14 protein-coding genes and 6 pseudogenes are annotated in these 18807 nt (G+C 64.3%); 15 read left to right on the plus strand and 5 right to left on the minus strand.

Annotated elements, in window-relative coordinates:
• Window positions 1-414: 414 nt before the first annotated feature.
• Complete coding sequence (locus tag R4P95_RS32955; RefSeq protein WP_317747548.1) at window positions 415-1509, plus strand: GAF domain-containing sensor histidine kinase; 1095 nt, start codon at window positions 415-417, stop codon at window positions 1507-1509.
• Here R4P95_RS32955 and R4P95_RS32960 read toward each other — a convergent pair.
• Window positions 1481-2113: a response regulator transcription factor gene (locus R4P95_RS32960; RefSeq protein WP_317747547.1), complete on the minus strand. Its 633-nt coding sequence runs from the start codon at window positions 2111-2113 to the stop codon at window positions 1481-1483. The two genes, R4P95_RS32955 and R4P95_RS32960, sit on opposite strands and share 29 nt — an antisense overlap.
• 209 nt (window positions 2114-2322) lie before the next feature.
• Here R4P95_RS32960 and R4P95_RS32965 point away from each other — a divergent pair, with 209 nt between their 5' ends.
• The 8 genes from R4P95_RS32965 to R4P95_RS33000 all read left to right on the plus strand — a co-directional run bounded on the left by R4P95_RS32965 (window position 2323) and on the right by R4P95_RS33000 (window position 12139).
• Window positions 2323-3861, plus strand: coding sequence for an aromatic/alkene/methane monooxygenase hydroxylase/oxygenase subunit alpha (locus R4P95_RS32965; protein WP_317747471.1), 1539 nt, complete (start codon window positions 2323-2325; stop codon window positions 3859-3861).
• Window positions 3861-4952 (plus strand): aromatic/alkene monooxygenase hydroxylase subunit beta, encoded by a 1092-nt coding sequence (locus R4P95_RS32970; RefSeq protein ID WP_317747470.1) that lies wholly within the window; start codon window positions 3861-3863, stop codon window positions 4950-4952. The genes R4P95_RS32965 and R4P95_RS32970 overlap by 1 nt, the downstream gene beginning before the upstream one ends.
• Window positions 4949-5266 (plus strand): MmoB/DmpM family protein, encoded by a 318-nt coding sequence (locus R4P95_RS32975; RefSeq protein ID WP_317747469.1) that lies wholly within the window; start codon window positions 4949-4951, stop codon window positions 5264-5266. Before R4P95_RS32970 ends, R4P95_RS32975 begins: the two co-directional genes overlap by 4 nt.
• Before the next feature lie 11 nt (window positions 5267-5277).
• Complete coding sequence (locus R4P95_RS32980) at window positions 5278-6309, plus strand: 2Fe-2S iron-sulfur cluster-binding protein (RefSeq protein ID WP_317747468.1); 1032 nt, start codon at window positions 5278-5280, stop codon at window positions 6307-6309.
• 244 nt (window positions 6310-6553) lie between these two features.
• A complete protein-coding gene (locus R4P95_RS32985) occupies window positions 6554-8053 on the plus strand; it encodes an aldehyde dehydrogenase family protein (protein ID WP_159929267.1) in 1500 nt (499 codons plus the stop codon).
• 27 nt (window positions 8054-8080) lie between these two features.
• Window positions 8081-9190, plus strand: a complete 1110-nt coding sequence (locus R4P95_RS32990) for an NDMA-dependent alcohol dehydrogenase (protein ID WP_317747467.1) — start codon at window positions 8081-8083, stop codon at window positions 9188-9190.
• A 232-nt stretch (window positions 9191-9422) separates the two neighbouring features.
• Window positions 9423-11024 (plus strand): chaperonin GroEL, encoded by a 1602-nt coding sequence (gene groL / locus R4P95_RS32995; protein ID WP_317747466.1) that lies wholly within the window; start codon window positions 9423-9425, stop codon window positions 11022-11024.
• A 77-nt stretch (window positions 11025-11101) separates the two neighbouring features.
• Window positions 11102-12139 (plus strand): hypothetical protein, encoded by a 1038-nt coding sequence (locus R4P95_RS33000; protein ID WP_317747465.1) that lies wholly within the window; start codon window positions 11102-11104, stop codon window positions 12137-12139.
• Window positions 12140-12175: 36 nt separating this feature from the next.
• On the opposite strand, the gene R4P95_RS33720 is transcribed toward R4P95_RS33000, so the two are convergent.
• Entirely contained in the window at window positions 12176-12532 is a 357-nt protein-coding gene (locus R4P95_RS33720; protein ID WP_397517776.1) for an IS3 family transposase, read from the minus strand.
• Between the two features lie 176 nt (window positions 12533-12708).
• On the opposite strand from R4P95_RS33720, the gene R4P95_RS33010 reads away from it, so the two are divergent.
• The 3 genes and pseudogenes from R4P95_RS33010 to R4P95_RS33015 all read left to right on the plus strand — a co-directional run.
• Window positions 12709-13128 (plus strand): IS110 family transposase, encoded by a 420-nt coding sequence (locus R4P95_RS33010; protein WP_397517777.1) that lies wholly within the window; start codon window positions 12709-12711, stop codon window positions 13126-13128.
• A gap of 71 nt (window positions 13129-13199) precedes the next feature.
• Window positions 13200-13580, plus strand: a complete 381-nt coding sequence (locus tag R4P95_RS33725; RefSeq protein ID WP_397517778.1) for a transposase — start codon at window positions 13200-13202, stop codon at window positions 13578-13580.
• 11 nt (window positions 13581-13591) lie between these two features.
• A pseudogene (locus R4P95_RS33015) lies at window positions 13592-14024 on the plus strand (IS3 family transposase); the annotation flags it as partial.
• Between the two features lie 326 nt (window positions 14025-14350).
• Here R4P95_RS33015 and R4P95_RS33020 read toward each other — a convergent pair.
• Window positions 14351-14617, minus strand: a pseudogene (locus R4P95_RS33020) (transposase); the annotation flags it as partial.
• A 180-nt stretch (window positions 14618-14797) separates the two neighbouring features.
• Between R4P95_RS33020 and R4P95_RS33025 the strand changes: the two are divergent.
• A pseudogene (locus tag R4P95_RS33025) lies at window positions 14798-14968 on the plus strand (IS110 family transposase); the annotation flags it as partial.
• Window positions 14969-15003: 35 nt separating this feature from the next.
• On the opposite strand, the gene R4P95_RS33030 reads toward R4P95_RS33025, so the two are convergent.
• A complete protein-coding gene (locus R4P95_RS33030) occupies window positions 15004-15453 on the minus strand; it encodes an IS110 family transposase (protein ID WP_317747463.1) in 450 nt (149 codons plus the stop codon).
• A 587-nt stretch (window positions 15454-16040) separates the two neighbouring features.
• On the opposite strand from R4P95_RS33030, the pseudogene R4P95_RS33035 reads away from it, so the two are divergent.
• Both R4P95_RS33035 and R4P95_RS33040 read left to right on the plus strand, forming a co-directional pair.
• Window positions 16041-16529 (plus strand): annotated as a pseudogene (locus tag R4P95_RS33035) (IS110 family transposase); the annotation flags it as partial.
• Between the two features lie 279 nt (window positions 16530-16808).
• Window positions 16809-17368: pseudogene (locus tag R4P95_RS33040) on the plus strand (IS110 family transposase); the annotation flags it as partial.
• A gap of 49 nt (window positions 17369-17417) precedes the next feature.
• Here the strand turns inward: R4P95_RS33040 and R4P95_RS33045 are convergent.
• Window positions 17418-17712: pseudogene (locus R4P95_RS33045) on the minus strand (integrase catalytic domain-containing protein); the annotation flags it as partial.
• Between the last annotated feature and the right edge of the window lie 1095 nt (window positions 17713-18807).

Raw genomic sequence — 18807 nt, forward strand, 5'->3', positions numbered from 1 at the left:
GGAGGTAAGTCCACCCAATGCACTTTTGGTGCCGCGTGGTGCCGCGCCAACAGTGTCGATCAGGGCGTCTGTCATGCGAGGGATGTTTGGCATCCCTCGCATGGAACCTGCACGGGTACCTGGCCCGCGAGGTGTGCGGGAAGCCAGCCCCGGCCCGAGAACTTGGTGTGGAATGGCGCCGCTCCTACGTCGGAGACCGTGGCGGGTCGCCGATGGCCGAAGACATCGGGAAGCGGTTGGTCGAATTCGCAGCCTGCGGGCAGAGAACCCGTGGACCGCAGCAGCCTGCTGGCGTGTCTTCGCGTCCTGCCTGACGGGCTCGAAGGCGCTACTGTGATAGTCGTCGGCCCTCCGCCGCCTGAAAGGGGGCTCGTCGACATGACTGTCCTGGGTATCGATTCCGAGTTCAATGCTGTGCTCTCGCTGCTCGACCGAACAGCGGCACTGCGACACAGCGCGGAAATCGTCCACCGTGTACTCGGTGCGGACCTGGCGGCCGGAGCGAACCGGATCGCCGAGGACGACACCATGAAGGTGGTGGCCGTGGTCGGCGGGCGCACTGAGGAGCTCAACGGTCTGGTCGTAGGGCCGCAGGAAGGCCTTGGCGGGCAGGCGGCGGTGCTGCGGCGGACCGCGGCGGTCGAGGACTACTGCCTGAGCCGGGCCATCACGCACGACTTCGACCAACCAGTTCGGGCGGAAGGTTTGCGGGCGGTGATGGCCGCCCCGATCGTGCGTGCCCACCGACTCTATGGGCTGCTCTACGCCGCCCGTAGAGTCCCAGTTCCGTGGACCGACCGCGACCGGACTGACCTGTTGGGTCTGGCGCGGCAGACCGCGGTGGCTATGGAGGTGGCCGACAGCGCCCGCGAGATGGCCGAGGTCGCCGTGTTCAGCGAACGTCAACGACTCGCGATCGCATTGCATGATTCCGTGGGCGCGACGTTGTTCAGTTTGCGGGTGGCGTTGACGTCGGCCAAGGCATCGTTGGAGCTCGGCCCCACCCTGGAACTGTTGACCGATGCTCTGGCCCTGACCGAACGGGCAACCTCGGAGCTGCGGGCTCAGACCTTGTCGCTGCACCAACCACCCGAGGACAAGGCACTCGCGGTCGCCCTGCAGGGTGATTGTCGCGACTTCGCCGAGCGGGCCGGTGTGGCGGCGGAATTGGTGGTGCTGGGCGACCTGCCGCTGCTGGACGTAGCCAGGACCGATGTGTTGCGGCGCACCGCCCGCGAGGCACTGCTCAATGTGGAGAAGCACGCTGCCGCCCACTCCGTGGTCGTGAGCCTGTACCGGGTGCAGGACGGTGTGGGGATGGCCGTGGCCGACGACGGCACGGCCGGCGACATCACACTCGAGGACGAGCGTGGCTTGGGTCTTCAGGTAATGGCCGAGCGCGTCGAACGGGTGGGTGGCTGGTTGTCCTGCGCCGGCAACGACGAGGGCGGCGGTACGGTGCGGGCGTGGGTTCCCGCCGCTAGAGCATTCCGGCCTGTTGCGCCTTGACCACCGCGTCCAGTCGGTTGCGGGCGTCGAGGTGGGCTAATAACGATTGAACGTAGGACTTCACCGTGTTCGGCGCCAGGCCCAACTGCTGTGCGATCTCGGTGTTGCTCTCACCCATGGCCAGCCGCTCGAGCACCTGATACTCGCGCCGCGACAGTGCCAGCGGATCCCCGGGGCTGATCACCGGGTCACAGTATCGTCGTCCGGCGGCTACCTCCCCGATCGCGGTGATCAGCACCACGCAGGCGTTGTCCTTGTGCACCACCGCATCCATCCCGACCAGCCCCGCGATTTGGCCCACCGTGCGATTGCTGTCCCCGGTGAACAGCACGAGCTTCACCCCTGGGCATGCCCCGCGGAGCGCTGCGGCAGCGTCTGGCAGCGCCATGTCGGGCAGATGCAGATCCAGTAGCACCACGTCGGGTCGTTCGACGGCGGCAACCGCAACGCCGGCGGTCGCCGTGCGCGCCCCCGGGCACATCCGCATGCCCGCCGCCCCCTCGACCAGACGTTCCACTCCCAGATGCACGATCGGATGGTCGTCGACCACCAGCACTCGCACCACTCCTGGATGGGCACATGGCACGCCTGGATGGGCCACCATGTCGGCGGGATGCGCGAGTGTGCCGCTCTGGACTCGGCGGTGAGGTGGCATATTTCCACGGTAACCCCGCATGTTCGCGCTCGCCACGAAACCCCTACCCGGGTCGATTACCTCCGATCGGAGGTAGTCAACCCGGGGTAGAAATGTGATGGTGATCTCAACGCGATGGTGGTCGTCACCGTCGTCGGACGCTAAACGGGAGCGGGTAGATGACTACATCGGTCACAACTCAGCACGAGAAGATCAAGTCGTTCGACTGGGAGCCGAGCTACTTCCACCGCGACGCACTGTATCCGACCAAGTACAAGATCCCGCCGAAGACCAAGGACCCCTTCCGCACCCTCGTACGCGAGTACGTGGGGATGGAGGAAGAGAAGGACGACCGGCAGTACGGTGCGCTCGAGGATGCGCTGAGCCGGATGAACAACTCTGCGCAGGCCGAGCCCCGCTTCATGGAGATCATGAAGCCGGTGCTGGCGTTGGTCGACTTCGGTGAGTACGCCGCGATGAAATGCACCGCCATGCTCGTCGACACGGTGGAGAACCCGGAACTGCGCCAGGGGTATCTCGCGCAGATGATCGACGAGGTGCGCCACACCAATCAGGAGGCGTACTTGATGCGGTACTTCGCCAAGCACGCTCCGGATCCGGCCGGCTTCAACTCGGGTTTTAAGATGCGCGCCTTCGACCCGATCGGTCGACCGGGCCGGACGGTGTTCGAAGCGTTCATGAACGACGACCCGATCACCAATTCATTGAATTTGCAGGTCGTCGCGGAGACCGCGTACACCAACCCGCTGTTTGTGGCGGTGACCGAGGTGGCGGCCGCGAACGGGGATCAGGCAACCCCGTCGGTGTTCCTGTCGATCCAGTCCGACGAGGCGCGGCACATGGCGAACGGCTATTCGACGCTCGCTGCGGTGCTGAGTGAGCCGGACAATTTACCGATGCTCCAGGAGGACTTCGACACGGCGTTCTGGCGTCAGCACTCCTTCCTCGACAATTTCCAGGGCGCGGTCTACGACTACTTTTCGAAGGTGCGGCTCAAGTCCTACAAGGAGTACTGGGACCAATGGATCTGGGACGACTGGGCCGGTAGTTACATTGAGCGGCTGGAGCCGTTCGGCCTGAAGGTGCCGCGCTGGATCAACGATGCGAAGCGGCATGTGGAATGGGGCGGCCATTCCGCGGCAATGGTGTCCGCGGCGCTGTGGCCGGTGCATGCCTGGAGGTCGGATTACATGATCGAGGAGGACTTCGCGTTCCTCGAAGAGAAGTACCCCGGCTGGGAGGAGCATTTCGGCGGGTTCTGGACGGCGTACCGGGAGATGGGCGACCCGCGTAAGGGCCACCTCGCGCTGGAGCTGTTCCCCGAGATGCCGCCGATCTGTCGGACGTGCCAGATGCCGTGCGTGTTTCCACGGCCCGACATCAACGAGATCCGGTTGTCGATCGACGCGGCCGGCCAACGGCACGCCTTCTGCTCAGAGGCCTGCCAGCACATCTTCCGGCAGGCCCCGGAGCGGCACAGCGGTATGACCTGGTGGGAGATCAATGACGGTGTCGAGCTGGCCCGCTACATCGAGGACGCCGGTCTGCTGCGGTCTGATGGCCGGACCCTGATGGGACAGCCTCACGTGCACACCGAAGAACGCTGGCTGTGGACCATCGAGGACATCCGGCGCACCGGATTCGTCATCAAGGACCCGCTCAAGGCGTTGCCGGCCGACGCGTTTACGGACATCTGATGAGCACCGAACTGATCTCCGACGGCGTAGTGCCCGAGACGGTGGGCGAGGGTTTCTACTCGGCACGCGAGCTAACCTATATCCGCCCGCAGAAACGCCGAATCTCCGAGTACGAGGCGGTAATCTGCCACGCACAACCGGACCTCGACCAATTCGACTCCGGCGGCTGGTATCTTCTGCGGCCCGATGGATTGGGCTGTCAGGACGCCCGGACCACCGCACTGAAGCATCCGAACTGGTTCGAGTACCGCGACCCGTCCAGCCTCTGGCAGCGCCCCTATATCAAACTGCAAGCCCAGCAGGAACGGTCCATCCAGGGGGCGATCACCTCCGCGAAGGCCAACGGTTCATTCAGCGACATCGCACCGGGGTGGCTCGACCTCGTGTCGTGCTACTACGAGGCGTATGCGTCGTTCCAGTGGGGGATGTTCAAGGCGCACGCGTTCGTCACCCGGGAGGCGTTGTCGGACACTCTGTCGATGACCTACACCTTCAGCGGGATGGACCGGCTACGTCACCAGCAGGACATTGCGCTCTACAGCCTGGATCTGCACGAGCACGCGCCCGGCTACACCGAGGGTGCCGGCGCCGAGGCTTGGCTCAACGATCCGGTGTGTCAGGGCGCACGCCGACTGGTCGAACGGCTGCTCTCGCTGCGGGACTGGGGTGAAATGGTTTTGATGACGAACCTGGTGGTCGAGCCCCTGTTCACCGCCCTGCTCGGCAGCGAGTTCTTCCGGCATCTCGCCCCGCTGCACGGTGACGTGGTCATCCCGGTGATCGAGATGACCGCGGAGGCGGACCGGCTTCGCAACCGCACGGCGACACAGGCCCTGATCAAGTTGCTCACCGCCGATACCGACCGCTCCGGTCGGCCCGTGCCAGCAGCACGCAACCGTGAGCTCATCCAGGGCTGGGTCGACTCCTGGTATCCGGATGCATTGGCGGCCGTCGACGCATTCCTCCCGGTCTTCGACGCCGCACCGGCCGGGTCCGGCGTCGGCGAACGCGCCCGACAGCGCGTCGTCAGTACAACCGCGGACATCCTCGAGCAGGCCGGTCTGCAGGTTCCCGCGGCGGTGACGTCATGAGCCGCATCCCGGAGCCCGGACGCAGAACCATCGGACTCGTCCTGATGAAAAGCGAGGAGGCGCAGGCGACCGTCCACTACGTCGCCGAGGAGTGCCCGCAGATCCGGGTACAGGATCGGGGCACCTTCTTCCTGCTGGAGGCCGAAGAATCGATTCGCATCCCCCTGGCGGAGGTCGAGGAATACCTTGGGAAACCGTTGACGATGTCGCGGTTCCTGGTCTGCATGACCAGCTACTACGGGCGGGCACAGGTCGAAGACGACGCCTTCGTCATCACCTCCGACATGTCCCAACTCGAACCGGCAAAGATCTGAACGGATAGTCGATGGCACACGTAACACTTGAGCCGACGGGGGAAGAATTCTCCGTCGGCGAGGACGAGGACATTCTCACCGCCGCCCTGCACAACGGCATCAACCTGCAATATGGATGCCGGCACGGGAACTGCTCCTCGTGTAAGCACTGGCTGCTCGACGGCGACGTCGACGACTCGGCGGGGTCGGTCTACGCGATCCCACGCAACGAACGCGAGGACGGGGCGATTCTGCTCTGCTGCGCCTACGCCAAGAGCGATCTGGTGATCGAGATTGACCAGCACGACGGTGTGGAGAAGCTGCCGCCGATGACACCTCCATCGCCCCGGCGGGCGAGGGTGCTCGGCCAGCGCACGCTGACGCCGAACCTGGTCGAACTACGGGTCGCGTTGGACCATCCGCTGAGCTTTCGGGCCGGTCAGTACGCGGAGTTCACCCTCGACACCGGGGAACGCCGCTCCTACTCGCTGGCGAGCCCGCCGAGTTCGGGACGCGAGTTGACCTTCTGCGTCAAACGCGTGCAGAACGGGGTGTTTACCACCGTGCTCGATCGGATCGAGCCGGGATCGCTCCTGCATCTGGAGGCGCCGTTCGGCACGATGTTCCTCCGGGAGACCGGTCGCCCGGTGATCGCGGTCGGGATCGGCTCCGGCATCGCGCCGCTCCTGTCGATTCTGACCGACGCCGCCGAGCAGAACATCGACGTCCCGATCCGGTTCTATTACGGAGCCCGCACCGCCGGTGATCTGGTGTATCTCGACGAACTAACCGAACTGTCGCGAAGGTTGCGCGATTTCCAATTCATTCCGTGCCTGTCGCAAGGTTCGCCCGATACGTTGCCGCCGAACGGGCGCGTCGGGCGGGTGACCCGAGCCCTCGCCGGAGACATCCGGGACGCCTCACTTTATGACGCGTATCTGTGCGGCGCGCCGGAGATGTGCGACGCGGTCGGCCGACTCCTCGAAGCCAAGGGCCTGCCGGAGGCACGAATCCACGCCGACAAGTTCTATCCGGCCATCGAAACCGCCCAGCTCCTAGCGTGAGTGAAGTGCGATTCACCAACACTGCACACCGAAGTCGGATTCACGATGCAAAAGGATCCTCGATACGCCCCCGGGCTGCGGGGGTCCACCGGCATCGTCACCGTCGTACGCGTGCCGCCCCCGTACGAAGCCTCCGGCTGCTACGCCACCTGCGGGGCATACAGGGTAGCTGCTTGCACAAAGCCAGCGACAAGCCGCCCACTAATAGGTCTCATTCACGAAATTTGTCTCCAGGAGATTTGCGATGACAGCTGTAGCAGAACACCCGATCTTGCCCGCGGTTCGCGGGTTCCTGAATGGCAACAAGAAGCTTCTGATCGATGGCGCGTGGGTGGACGCCGCGTCGGGCAAAACCTTCGCAACCACCGACCCGGCCACTGGGGCCACCCTGACAGAGGTGGCCCATGGCCAGGCCGAGGACATCGATCGGGCGGTCCGCGCCGCCCGCACGGCGTTCGACACCGGTCCGTGGCCGGCGATGAAGCCGAACCAACGCGAACGCCTGTTGTGGCGGGTGGGCGACATCCTCAGCGAACGCGCGGCGGAGTTCGGCCAGCTCGAAGCACTCGACAACGGCAAGTCGGCGGGGATCGCCACCGCAGTCGACGTTGCCTGGTCGGCGGATGTTTTCCGCTACTACGCCGGCTGGGCCACCAAGATCGAAGGCTCCACCATCAACGTCTCCATGCCGTTCTCCCCCGGTGGAGAGTTCCACGCCTACACCCTGCGCGAGCCGGTCGGGGTGTGCGGACTCATCGTGCCGTGGAACTTCCCGTTGCTGATGGCCGCCTGGAAACTGGCGCCGGCCCTGGCCGCGGGTAACACCGTCATCCTCAAGCCCGCCGAACAGACCCCGCTCACCGCGCTGCTGCTCGGAGAAGTGTTCCAAGAAGCCGGGTTCCCACCGGGTGTGGTCAATATCGTCACCGGATTCGGGGACGCGGGAGCGGCGCTGTCCGGGCACGGGGATGTGGACAAGATCGCGTTCACCGGTTCGACGGAGGTGGGCAAGAAGATCGTCGACGCGGCCAAGGGCAACCTGAAGAAGGTGTCTCTCGAACTCGGCGGCAAGAGTGCCAATGTGGTGTTCGCCGATGCCGACTTCGACCTCGCCGTCGAAGGTTCGCTCAACGCGTGGTTGTTCAACCACGGGCAGTGCTGCGTCGCCGGCACCCGGCTGTACGTGGAGGACCGGATCTTCGACGACTTCACCGGGGCGGTGGCCGAGGCTGCGAGCAAGGTCAAGATCGGTCCCGGGATGGATCCGGCCACCCAACTCGGTCCGCTGATTTCGCAGGAACAGTTCGACAAGGTCACCGGTTACCTGCGAGACGGGTTGGCCGACGGGGCACGGGCTCTGACCGGCGGCAAACGGTGGGGCGAGAGCGGGTACTTCGTCGAGCCGACGGTGTTCGTCGACGTCAAACCAGAGTTCAGTGTGGTCCGCGAAGAAATCTTCGGCCCCGTGGTGGCCGCGTTGCCGTTCGACGCAGACAACGGTGTCCTCGCCGCGGCCAACGATTCCATCTACGGACTCGCCGCGGGCATCTGGACCAAGGACATCTCCAAGGCGCACCGGACGGCCAAGAAGCTCAAGGCCGGGTCGGTGTGGGTCAATCAGTACAACGGCTTCGACACCGCGATGCCCTTCGGCGGCTACAAGCAGTCCGGCTGGGGACGTGAACTCGGCGGCTCCGCCATCGACCTGTACACGCAGATCAAGTCCGTCAACATCGCGCTCTGACGAACTCATACCGACAAGGAGTATTAAGTGAAAACCAAAGCAGCGGTGTTGCTGGAACCCGGGAAACCCTTCGAGATCATGGAGCTCGACCTCGATGGTCCCGGCGTCGGCGAAGTGTTGATCAAGTACACCGCCGCCGGGTTGTGCCACTCGGACCTGCACCTGACCGACGGTGACCTGCCACCGCGCTATCCGATCGTCGGTGGCCACGAAGGGTCGGGCATCATCGAGGAAGTCGGCCCCGGCGTCACCAAGGTCAAACCCGGTGACCACGTGGTGTGCAGCTTCATCCCGAACTGCGGAACCTGCCGGTACTGTGCCACTGGACGCTCCAATCTCTGCGACATGGGCGCCACCATCCTCGAAGGGTGCATGCCCGACGGCAGTTTCCGATTCCACGGCAACGGACTGGATTTCGGGGCGATGTGCATGCTCGGCACCTTTTCCGAACGCGCCACCATCTCCCAGCACTCGGTAGTCAAGATCGACGACTGGCTGCCGCTCGAGACTGCGGTGCTCGTCGGCTGCGGTGTTCCGACCGGTTGGGGCACTTCAGTCTACGCCGGCGGTGTGCGGGCCGGCGACACGACCGTCATCTACGGCATCGGTGGTCTGGGCATCAACGCCGTCCAGGGTGCGGTGAGCGCGGGCGCGAAGTATGTCGTGGTGGTTGACCCGGTGGCGTTCAAACGCGACACCGCGCTCAAGTACGGTGCTACCCATGCCTTTGCCGACGCCGCAAGCGCCGCGGCGCAGGTCAACGAACTCACCTGGGGACAGGGCGCCGACCAGGCACTGATCTTGGTTGGCACGGTAGACGAGGACGTGGTCTCGGCGGCGACCGCGGTGATCGGCAAGGGCGGCACCGTGGTGATCACCGGACTGGCGGACCCGGCGAAGCTCACCGTGCACGTCTCGGGCACCGATCTGACCCTCAACGAGAAGACGATCAAGGGCACGTTGTTCGGCTCGTCCAACCCGCAGTACGACATCGTGCGTCTCCTGCGCCTCTACGACGCCGGACAGCTCAAACTCGACGACCTGATCACCACCCGCTACACCCTCGACCAGGTCAACCAGGGCTATCAGGATTTGCGGGACGGCAAGAACATCCGCGGCGTGATCATCCACGCGTGAGGTGATCAGATCCCGTGGCTGCGCCGTCGCGTCTTCTCCGCGTACCCAGCGCAGCCACGGTTTGTGGTGCTGATTTCCGTCGGTCGGCGCGGTGTCCTCCGCTAAGGAGGTCTCGGTCTCGCGCGCAAAGCCCGAAGGCAGTTTGACGCAGTTGCACAAGTAACGCGGCCGTTCCCGAGGTCGACCCCGCGGGGAAGACTTCCATCAGAGACAGAAAGAGCGTGCAGGCAACGTGGCCAAGATGATCGCCTTCGACGAGGACGCGCGGCGCGCCCTGGAACGGGGAGTGGACAAACTCGCTGACGCCGTCAAGGTCACCCTCGGCCCCAAGGGCCGCAATGTGGTGCTCGGCCGCGACGTCGCCAAACCCCTCGTGACCAACGACGGCGTCACCGTCGCCCGCAGTATCGAACTCGACGACCCCTACGAAAAGATGGGCGCCGAACTTGTCAAAGAGGTCGCGAAGCAGACCGACGACGTGGCCGGTGACGGCACGACCACCGCCACCGTGCTCGCCCAGGCCATGGTGCGCGAGGGCCTGCGTAACATCGCCGCCGGCGCCAACCCCCTGGCGATAGGGCGCGGCATCGGCGCCGGTTTGGTCGACGTTATCCGGGCGATCAACGACGCGGCGAGACCGATCGAAACCACAGAACAGATCGCTGCGACCGCGACGATCTCCTCGGGTGACCCCGCCATCGGCGCCATTGTGGCCGAGGCGTTGGACCAGGTCGGCGTGCACGGCATCATCACCGCCGAGGCATCGGACACCTTCGGCCTCACACTCGACCTCGTCGAGGGTTTGCGCTTCGACAAGGGCTACCTCAGCCCGTACTTCGTCACCGATTTCGAACGGCTCGAGGTCGTCCTCGACAACCCCTACATCCTGCTGGTCTCGTCGGTGATCAACTCGGTCAACCAACTGGCGCCCATCGTGGAGAAGGTGATGAAGACGGGTCGCCCGCTGGTGATCGTTGCCGAAGATGTCACCGACGATGCTCTCGCGACCCTGGTCGTCAACAACGTGAAAGGCACGTTCACCTCGGCGGCGGTGAAGTCCCCCGGCTTCGGCGACCGGCGTGAGCTGATGCTGCGCGACATGGCCATCGTGACCGGCGGCCAAGTCATCTCCGCGGCCATCGGGGTCACCCTCGAGGCGGCGAGCCTCGATCTGCTCGGCTCTGCGCGCCGGGTGCTGATCACCAAACACGACACCTCGATCGTCGGCGGCGCAGGCGACGCCACCGCGGTCGCCGGCCGGGTCAGGGAGATCACCACCGCGATCGAGCAATCGACCGACGACTATGACAAAGACAAACTCCGGGAGCGTCTGGCCAAGCTCAGCGGAGGGGCGGCGGTAATCCGGATCGGCGCCGCAACCGAGATCGAACTCAAGGAACGCAAACATCGGCTCGAGGACGCTGTCCGCAACGCGCGGGCCGCGGCGGAAGAAGGCATCGTCGCCGGCGGTGGGGTTGCCTTGTTGCAGGCATCCGCCACCGCCTTCGACACACTCGATCTCACCGGCGACGAGGCTACCGGCGCCAACATCCTGCGGGTGGCTCTCGACGCACCGTTGAGACAGATCGCCATCAACGCCGGCCTCGAAGGCGGGGTCGTCGTCGAGAAGGTCCGACACCTCCCGATCGGGCACGGCTTGAACGCCGCAACAGGTGAGTACGGTGACATGATCGCCGCCGGAATCATGGATCCGGTCAAGGTAACCCGATTGGCGCTGGAAAACGCCGCGTCCATCGCGGCGATGTTCCTGACCGCGGAAGTCCTCATCGCCGACAAACCCCACATCCCACTCTCGAAAATGCCTCCCCTCTGAACAGGAGAGAAGTTCTCGCCGACAAGATCAGCCGCGACGACGCCACCGACACCGCATCGTATGCAAGGAGTCTCAGAGTGCTCGCCAGAAAGATTGCCCTCACCACGATCCTCGTTATCGGGCTCGGCCTGTTGGCTGTCCCGTTCGTGACGGACATGCTGGCCAAAACCCAGGCGGTCGAACGTCTCACCGGAGATCTCCGGCCGGTGTTCGACCCGGCGGCACTGAAACAGACACGCACCGACCTGAACACGGTGCAAGCGATGTCGGACCAACTGCAGTCGCAGACCCTGCCAGCGTTGCCTGCCGCCCTGAAGATGAGTCCCGCGCAATTCCAAGCGTTCCTGGGTGACAACTTCCGGGACGTCGCCACGGGTGTGGGCCAGCTGAACACGATCCTGCCCCGATTCCATGGATTGGTCGGCGGGTTGGAGGCGCGGTCGGCCGATTTCGCCAAGGCCGACCAGATTCCGACGGCCTGGCTGCCCAGTACTATGGTGCCGTTCCTGTTCTGGATTCCTGGCGCGATCCTCACGCTTCTGGCTGCGGCCGGGCTATTCTTCACACTTCGGGGTGAACGACAGGCAGTCGGTAAGTCGGCGTTGTGGGCCAGCGTCGGGGTCGGGGCGGCCCTCATGCTCGCGACGGTGGTGCTGTCCGTCCCGGAGAAAGGCGCGGCCGTCGACCGGATCGATGCGACATTCGGCCCGGTATTTACCACCGCTGGTGCTGACCAAGTACGTTCGGACATGAACGTCGTGCAGGCGATGTCGGACGAACTGCAAGCCAAGACTCTACCCGCGCTCGCCGGGGCACTCCAGATGAACCCGGAGCAGTTTGAGGGGTTCATGGTGCAGAATTTCCCCGACGTCGCCACCGGAGTGGGTCAACTGAACACGATCCTGCCCAGATTTCAGGGCCTGGCGTCCATTATCGAAAGTGATGTCTCCGATTTTCGGGTGGCGATGAGTATCCCGACCCAGGACACGGCAACATCGACGCTCGCCTGGTGGTTCGTGATCCCCGGGATACTGTTACTCCTCGCACCGGCCGGCGCCCTGCTCGAGATGCGGGCACAGCGCCCGTCCGGGCCTCGGCCAGAGGTCGTTCTTTGACAGCAATGAGATTCCCCCGCTTCTCCGGAGACCTTTCTATCTGGCTCCGGCAAGCACTGGCTGGATGATATCTGCCTCCTGTTCGTGCGGCATGTCCTGATGGGATCGTTCGTACTCGGCGGGCGAGAGCCCACCCAGGCCGGCCTGAATCCGGCGCGCGTTGTACCAGCCGTCGATGTACCGGAACAACGCCCACTCCGCTTCCGTCCGGGTTGCGAAAATGGTTGCGGGCCAATAGATCAACTCGATCTTCAGGGTCGACCACAGGTTTTCGGCGAGCGCGTGGTCGAAGCTGTCCCCGACGCTTCCGGTGGACGGGGCGATGCCGGCATCCACGAGCCGCTGCGTGAACCGCAGCGCGGTATATTGGGCGGGCTCAACCGGTCGATGCAACACCTCGATGACGGAGGTGTGCGATGGGATACAGCAACAAGCAGATGTCTCAGGCGCCGGTGGGTACCAGGCGGAAGTGGGCGGCGGACAGGGCATTGCGACCTCCGATGCGTTCACCGGGCCGGCCGGAGCCCTCTCGTGCGGTGCAGCGGGACTTCTGGCGGGACTGCCGCCACGTGACTCGGCGGCTCGAATCGGATCTGCTGCGCCGGGGCCACGCGGTCGTGCGGGTCAAGACTCAGTTGATGGCCCTGCATCGGCGCAGCGCCCGCCAGCCGGGAAAATCCGACCCTATCGACGCGCACGCCGTGGCGATGGCCGCGCTGCGTGAGGAGAATCTGCCGATCGCCCAACTGGACGAACCCACCAGGGAGGTCAAGCTCCTGTCCGATCACCGACGCAATTTGATCTGTGAGAGAACGAAACTCATCAACCGGCTTCGCTGGCACCTGCACGAGCTAGACCCTGAACTGGTGATTCCCGTGCGGGGGATCCGGCGGTACTGCGTCATGGACGAGCTCGCCGAACGGCTGACCGCGTTCACCGGTGTGGTCGCCCAGATCGCGCGCGACTTCTCGACCGGTGCCGGCAGCTGACCGAGCAGGTCAACAATCTCGAGCGCCAGATCCGCGACCGCGTTCGGCGGATTGCGCCGTCGCTACTCTCGATACCCGGGTGCGGGGTTCTCTCCGCCGCCGTCATCATCGGCGAGACGGCCGACGCTCGACGTTTCCACTCGAAAGATGCTTACGCGAAGTTCAACGGCACCGCTCCGATCCCGGTGTGGTCGGCCCACGAGCGGGTCCGCCTCAATCGCGGTGGCAACCGTGCCGTGAACTCCGCGCTGCACGCGATCGCCACCACGCAGGTCGCGCGCGGCGGCCCGGGTGGGGACTACGTGGCCAAGCAGCAGGCAGCCGGGAAGACGAAGCGGGAAGCAGTGCGCCTCCTCCGCCGACGTGTTTCCGACCGGGTATTTCAGGTCCTGCGCACCATCGAATCTTCAATCGAAAACCGTACACAAGGACCACTTTCGGCGGCGGCTTGACATAGAAGCATCAAGGAGGTGAAGTGAAGACCCGCCGCTGGGACTTCATCTCCGCTCAGCGTGCCGAGTTCTTCCGTGCTGCGGCTGTGCCGGATGCTCGGGACCTCCCGCTCCGGCTACTACAAGCACCTGACCACCGAGTCTGCCCGAGTCGAGCGCCAGGCCGAGGAGGCCGCGACGGTCGCAGAGATCCGCGCCATTCATGCCGAGCACCGTAGCGCCTACGGCGCCCCGCGGGTGCATGCCGAACTCCGCTCCCGCGGGCGCAAGATCAACCGGAAACGGGTGACCCGGTTGATGCGGATCAACGGCGTGGTGGGCCGGCATCTGCGCCGCAGCAAGCGCACGACGATCGCGGACAGGTCGGCTCCGGTCGTTCCGGATCTGGTGATGCGGGACTTCACCGCTACGGCTGTCGATTCGAAGTGGTGTGGGGACATCACCTAATGGGTGAGTCGGACCAACGATCCGACACGCACAAGGCGACTGGCGGGAGGTCCCTGAGATATTACCGATCCGGGCGCAGTCTGAGCAGTGAGCTGCTGGAAGGTGATCACTGCTGTGATGGCATCCGACTGTGTGAGAGGTCTGAAGGTAGACGGTGACCCTGCCAGTCGCTGGGGCACGTGATCGGCTTGTGAGAGCCGCGCCGAAGAGCGCTTCCATTAGACGGCGCCTCTCTGTGTCAAGCCGAACTTGTGGCCCCGGTTGTAGGGTGGAATTTGGTAGGTCCGGGAAGTGACTGGTCCGAAGTGCCGGTGTGCGGGGTGTCAGCCGGCCGCGCAGGACGATAGAGTCGCCCCCGAGTGTCCTCCCGGGCCTGCCGCCAGCTCTGTCGCCGAGTCGCGGAGAAGTTGCCGATAGACGACGTCCGAGAGCCGCCTCTTCAGGCAGCGCAACGCTTCCCTGTGACTCTTTCCGGCGGCGCGTTTTCGTTGGTAATACGCGCGGCCGGGTGTGTCTCTACGGATCTGCGTAACAGCCATGGTGTGCAGGGCGCAGTTCAGTTGGCGGTCTCCGGCGCGGGAAAGACGGTGGCGGACGACGTCCCCCGAAGACGCCGCGATGACCTGGTCAAGACCCGCACCCAAACCGTCAACCGGCTCCACGTCGTACTCACTCACCTGATCCCCGCAGGCGCCCCCCGTGGCCTGAGCGCCGTCCGCGCCGCCGAGATGTTGCGCCGAGTCCGACCCCGCGATCTCGCCGGCAAGACTATGCGCGGCCTCGCGGTCGACCTAGTTGGTGAGATTCGGCAACTGGACCGGCGGATCGCCAAGGCCACCAGCAACATCGAGGCAGCGGTCGCCGTATCCGGCACCTCCCTGACCGAGTTGTGCGGGATCGGAACGCTGAACGCGGGCAAGATCCTCGCTCGGGTCGGTTCGATCCACCGGTTCCGTTCGGCCGCCGCGTTCGCCAGCTACACCGGCACCGCCCCGATCTGCTCGACGATCGCCCGCAGCGCGGTGACCGCGGCATCCATCCGGGCGGTGGTCAGTCCGTGCGCGGTGAGCGCTGCGACCCCGACGGACACGGCGTCAGCATCGTCGCTCTTGCGGCCGTGACCGGTGGACAGAAGCCGCACCCGCGCGGCCAGCTTCGCGGGGACATCGACCACGTCCACACCGTCCTCGCTCAAGCGCCTCGTCAGCGGCGCACCCAGGCCGGTTGCGCCCTCGATCGCCCAGTGGGTGTTCGACCACTTCCGGGCGAATCGGCGAAGCGATCGGTAACCGTCGTCGCCGACCGAGACCCGGATGGTGGCTAACGGTCGCAGCGAGGCGTCGACCGCGGCTGCGGTCCACGACGCCTTGTGCGGATCAACGGAGATCATCACCTGTCTTCCGGAATCCTCGAGCACTTGCGCCATCACCAACTCCTCAACTCAGTTTCGATTCGGTAGCGAGGAGGGCATACCAACTTTCGGCTTTGTAAGCCTCTCTTCAGCCACTCCTGCCGTCGGCGCCGGCCGGGGACGCAGGCCGTCTAGGAGCCAACCCCACAGCAGGGTGACAGGTATGAAGCGAGCGACCCCGGTCGGTGCCTAGGAGATCATGGCTGCAGACCGCGATCTCCTGCAGCAGTTCAACAAGTTGGTATGGAGGTAATGGCTGGGGCCTCGCGCCACATGTGATCGTGGGTTGCCGATAGGAAGCGGTCCTGGCCGGTAGAGCCACAGATGTGGGAGGCCCAGCAATGAATCAGCATACGAGCGCGGGTGTCCCTGGCGGGACGCCCGTTCAGGAATGAAAATGATTTGGTGGTCGCCTGTCGACGCCGCAATACTTTAGTTCCTCGAGGCTGTGTACGAGCGGGGCGCGGGGATCACGCCGTGGGCCCTTCAGTGTTGCCATCCGAGGACCGAGCACGAGGATCAGATTCTCTTCCTTTCCCTCCTGTGACCCCACGGGCGATCACCTATGACAGATCGGTATGCGCGCAGAACAGGGGCAGAAGATGCTGACCGAACCTCGCGACGAGGAACAGATCATCGCCAGGGTCGCGGCACTCGACATCGGCAAGGCGGAGCTGGTGTGCTGTGTCCGCGTCCCGGGCAGCGGCGCATCGACTCGGCGACTACAAGAGGTCACCACCCACGCCACGATGAGCCGGGCACTGACTGAGCTGGCCAACTACCTGATCGACCTCGGGATCGAACGAGTGGTGATGGAAGCGACGTCCGATTACTGGAAACCGGTGTTCTACCTGCTGGAGGCGCACGGGCTCGACCCCTGGATGGTCAACGCCCGCGACGTCAAACACCTACCGGGTCGGCCGAAGACCGATGTGCGCGATGCGGTCTGGCTGTGCAAGGTCGCCGAACGGCAGATGCTGCGGGCGAGTTTCGTGCCCCCGCGCCCGATACGGCAGTTGCGGGATCTGACCCGCTACCGCAGCGCCCTGATCGCTGCCCGCACGGCGGAGAAGAATCGGGTGGAAAAGCTCCTCGCGGACGCCTGCATCAAGCTCTCGGTCGTTGCCTCCGACATCTTCGGAGTGTCCGGGCGGGAAATGATGGACGCCCTGATCGCGGGACAACACGACCCGAAGGTCCTGGCACAGAAGGCGCGGTCCCGGATGCGCACCAAGCTCGGCCGCCTCGAGGAGGCGCTCAACGGACACTTCGATGACCATCACGGTTTCCTGTTGGCCCGGATGCACAGCGGAGCGCGTGTTCCGACCGCACGTATCTCACCCCATTTTCGGATCAGTGTTGGGGTGGATGTGCACGCGCGGTCGGTGGTCGCATGTGGACTCGACGGGGATACCGGCGAGCTGTTCGAGCGGCGGTTGACGCCGGATCGCCACGGAATTTTCGGATGGATACGTACCTTGCCGGACCCGGCGGCGGTGACCTACGAGGCCGGGCCGACCGGGTTCGGGTTGGCGCGGTTCCTGCTGGCCTCGGGGATCGAGTGCCTGGTCGCGGCACCATCAAAACTGCAACGTCCCGCCGGTGACCGAGTCAAGACCGATAAGCGAGACGCACGGCAATTTGGCACGGCTGCTGCATCTGGGTCAGATCGTGGCGGTAACGATCCCCGATGTCGAGCAGGAGGCCGCGAGAGATCTGCTGCGGGGGCGGGAGGAGTGCGCCGCGATCTGATGTCGGCACGGCATCGTGTATAGAAACTACTTCTGCGTCAGGGATCGTCTACTACGAGGGCAAGGCGTGGACGAAGGTACACGACACCTGGCTGCGTCGGCAGAGGTTCGAGATTCCGGGGTTGCAGCTCGCCTACGACACCGCCTACGACACCATGACTGCGGCTGTGGATCGCCGCTGCACTGCAGGCATTTCCGAATTTGAAGCACCGCGCCCCGGTCGCGATTCGCCCAGTTCTTCTGCTCCACGTGGCAGCCGTCGTTGGAGTTGCCGGGCCGCGACCGGGTGAAGGTGATCTTGCATCTTTCGCACCACGCCAACAGGTGATGATTGATGAACTCACTGCCCAGGACTGTCCACGCCCAGGATCGGGAACGGCATGATCTTCGCGATCTCGTCCAGGGCGGCGATCACCCATTTGCGGGCCTTGTTGCGCACGGAGCGGTTCTCGGTCCAGCCGGTGGCGATGTCGGTCACGGTCAGCGTGTAGGCGTGCTCACCTGCGGCGTTGCCGCCCTCGTGGCCGAACTGCAAGAAGGCACTGTGCACGCTCGTCGGAGCGCTCCAAATCAGCCCGGACCAGTTTCAGGTTGGTGCAAAATTTCCCCGACGGCACCACCGGAGTGGATCAACTGAACACGATCCTGCCCAGATGTCAGGACCTGGTATCCACATACCATCCGCTGGGCATGACCTCCGATCGGAGGTAGTCAGACCGCAGCGACTGTGTGACGCTGGTCTCAATGGCGAGAGAATCCAGGGACCGTAGTGTTCGTCGCTGAGGGCCGACGATTTCTCACCAAGATCGTACGCGTCCTTGTGTGGCCCGACGATTGATACCTGAATCACTAAGCCTTCCAGGGAGAACCAAACATGGACCAATGCGAAACGACGCGGGTCGCGCCCTGCAGAACCCTGACGCTTGGATCGCTCATCGATCTAACGAGTCTCCCTGGGGTGCAGGAGATCACCTCAACAGCAAGCACACTCTATCTTACCTACCCCGAGGCAGAGATCGTCATCAGGTTCTCGAATTCGTTTCAAACACGCTGGGATACCGACTGGCGGGTCACGGTGCGGGAACCCGGTCGTGGCCTTGGAACATGGTGGGGCACATGGCGGCGTTCGTTCTTGGCGGAAGAGTCCGATATCGGACCACTGGTGACCAACGAGATTCGGGAGACGCTCCTTCGAATACGCCGAATGCTAGATGATTACACACGATTCGGTCTCTGCGGAGACCCGTCCGCACCGAGTAACTACCCCGACTAGCTCACAAACGACAAGGGATACGATGAGCGAGCATCGCCATTCGTTTCAAAGCAAGCCCACAATCTCAAACTCCACCGAAATGAGCTTGGTGAGCAACGACATATCGCAGATGTGACGCCCTTTGCATCCCATCCGTCGACCCGCCAGCGCCGTTGCAACGTGCAACGTAGTTGCAACGGTGCACTCCTTAGTGTTCTGGGTCACAACTGAAACGCTGAAATTTAACAGGAGCTTTCCGATGACTGTGTATGCCCGCCCGGGTTCGCCGGACGCCGTCATGTCCTTCCAATCGCGTTACGACAACTGGATCGGCGGCCAGTGGGTTGCGCCCGTCAAGGGCCAGTA

The organism is Rhodococcus sp. IEGM 27 (assembly GCF_033142305.1).
GTDB classification, from domain to species: domain Bacteria; phylum Actinomycetota; class Actinomycetes; order Mycobacteriales; family Mycobacteriaceae; genus Rhodococcus_F; species Rhodococcus_F oxybenzonivorans.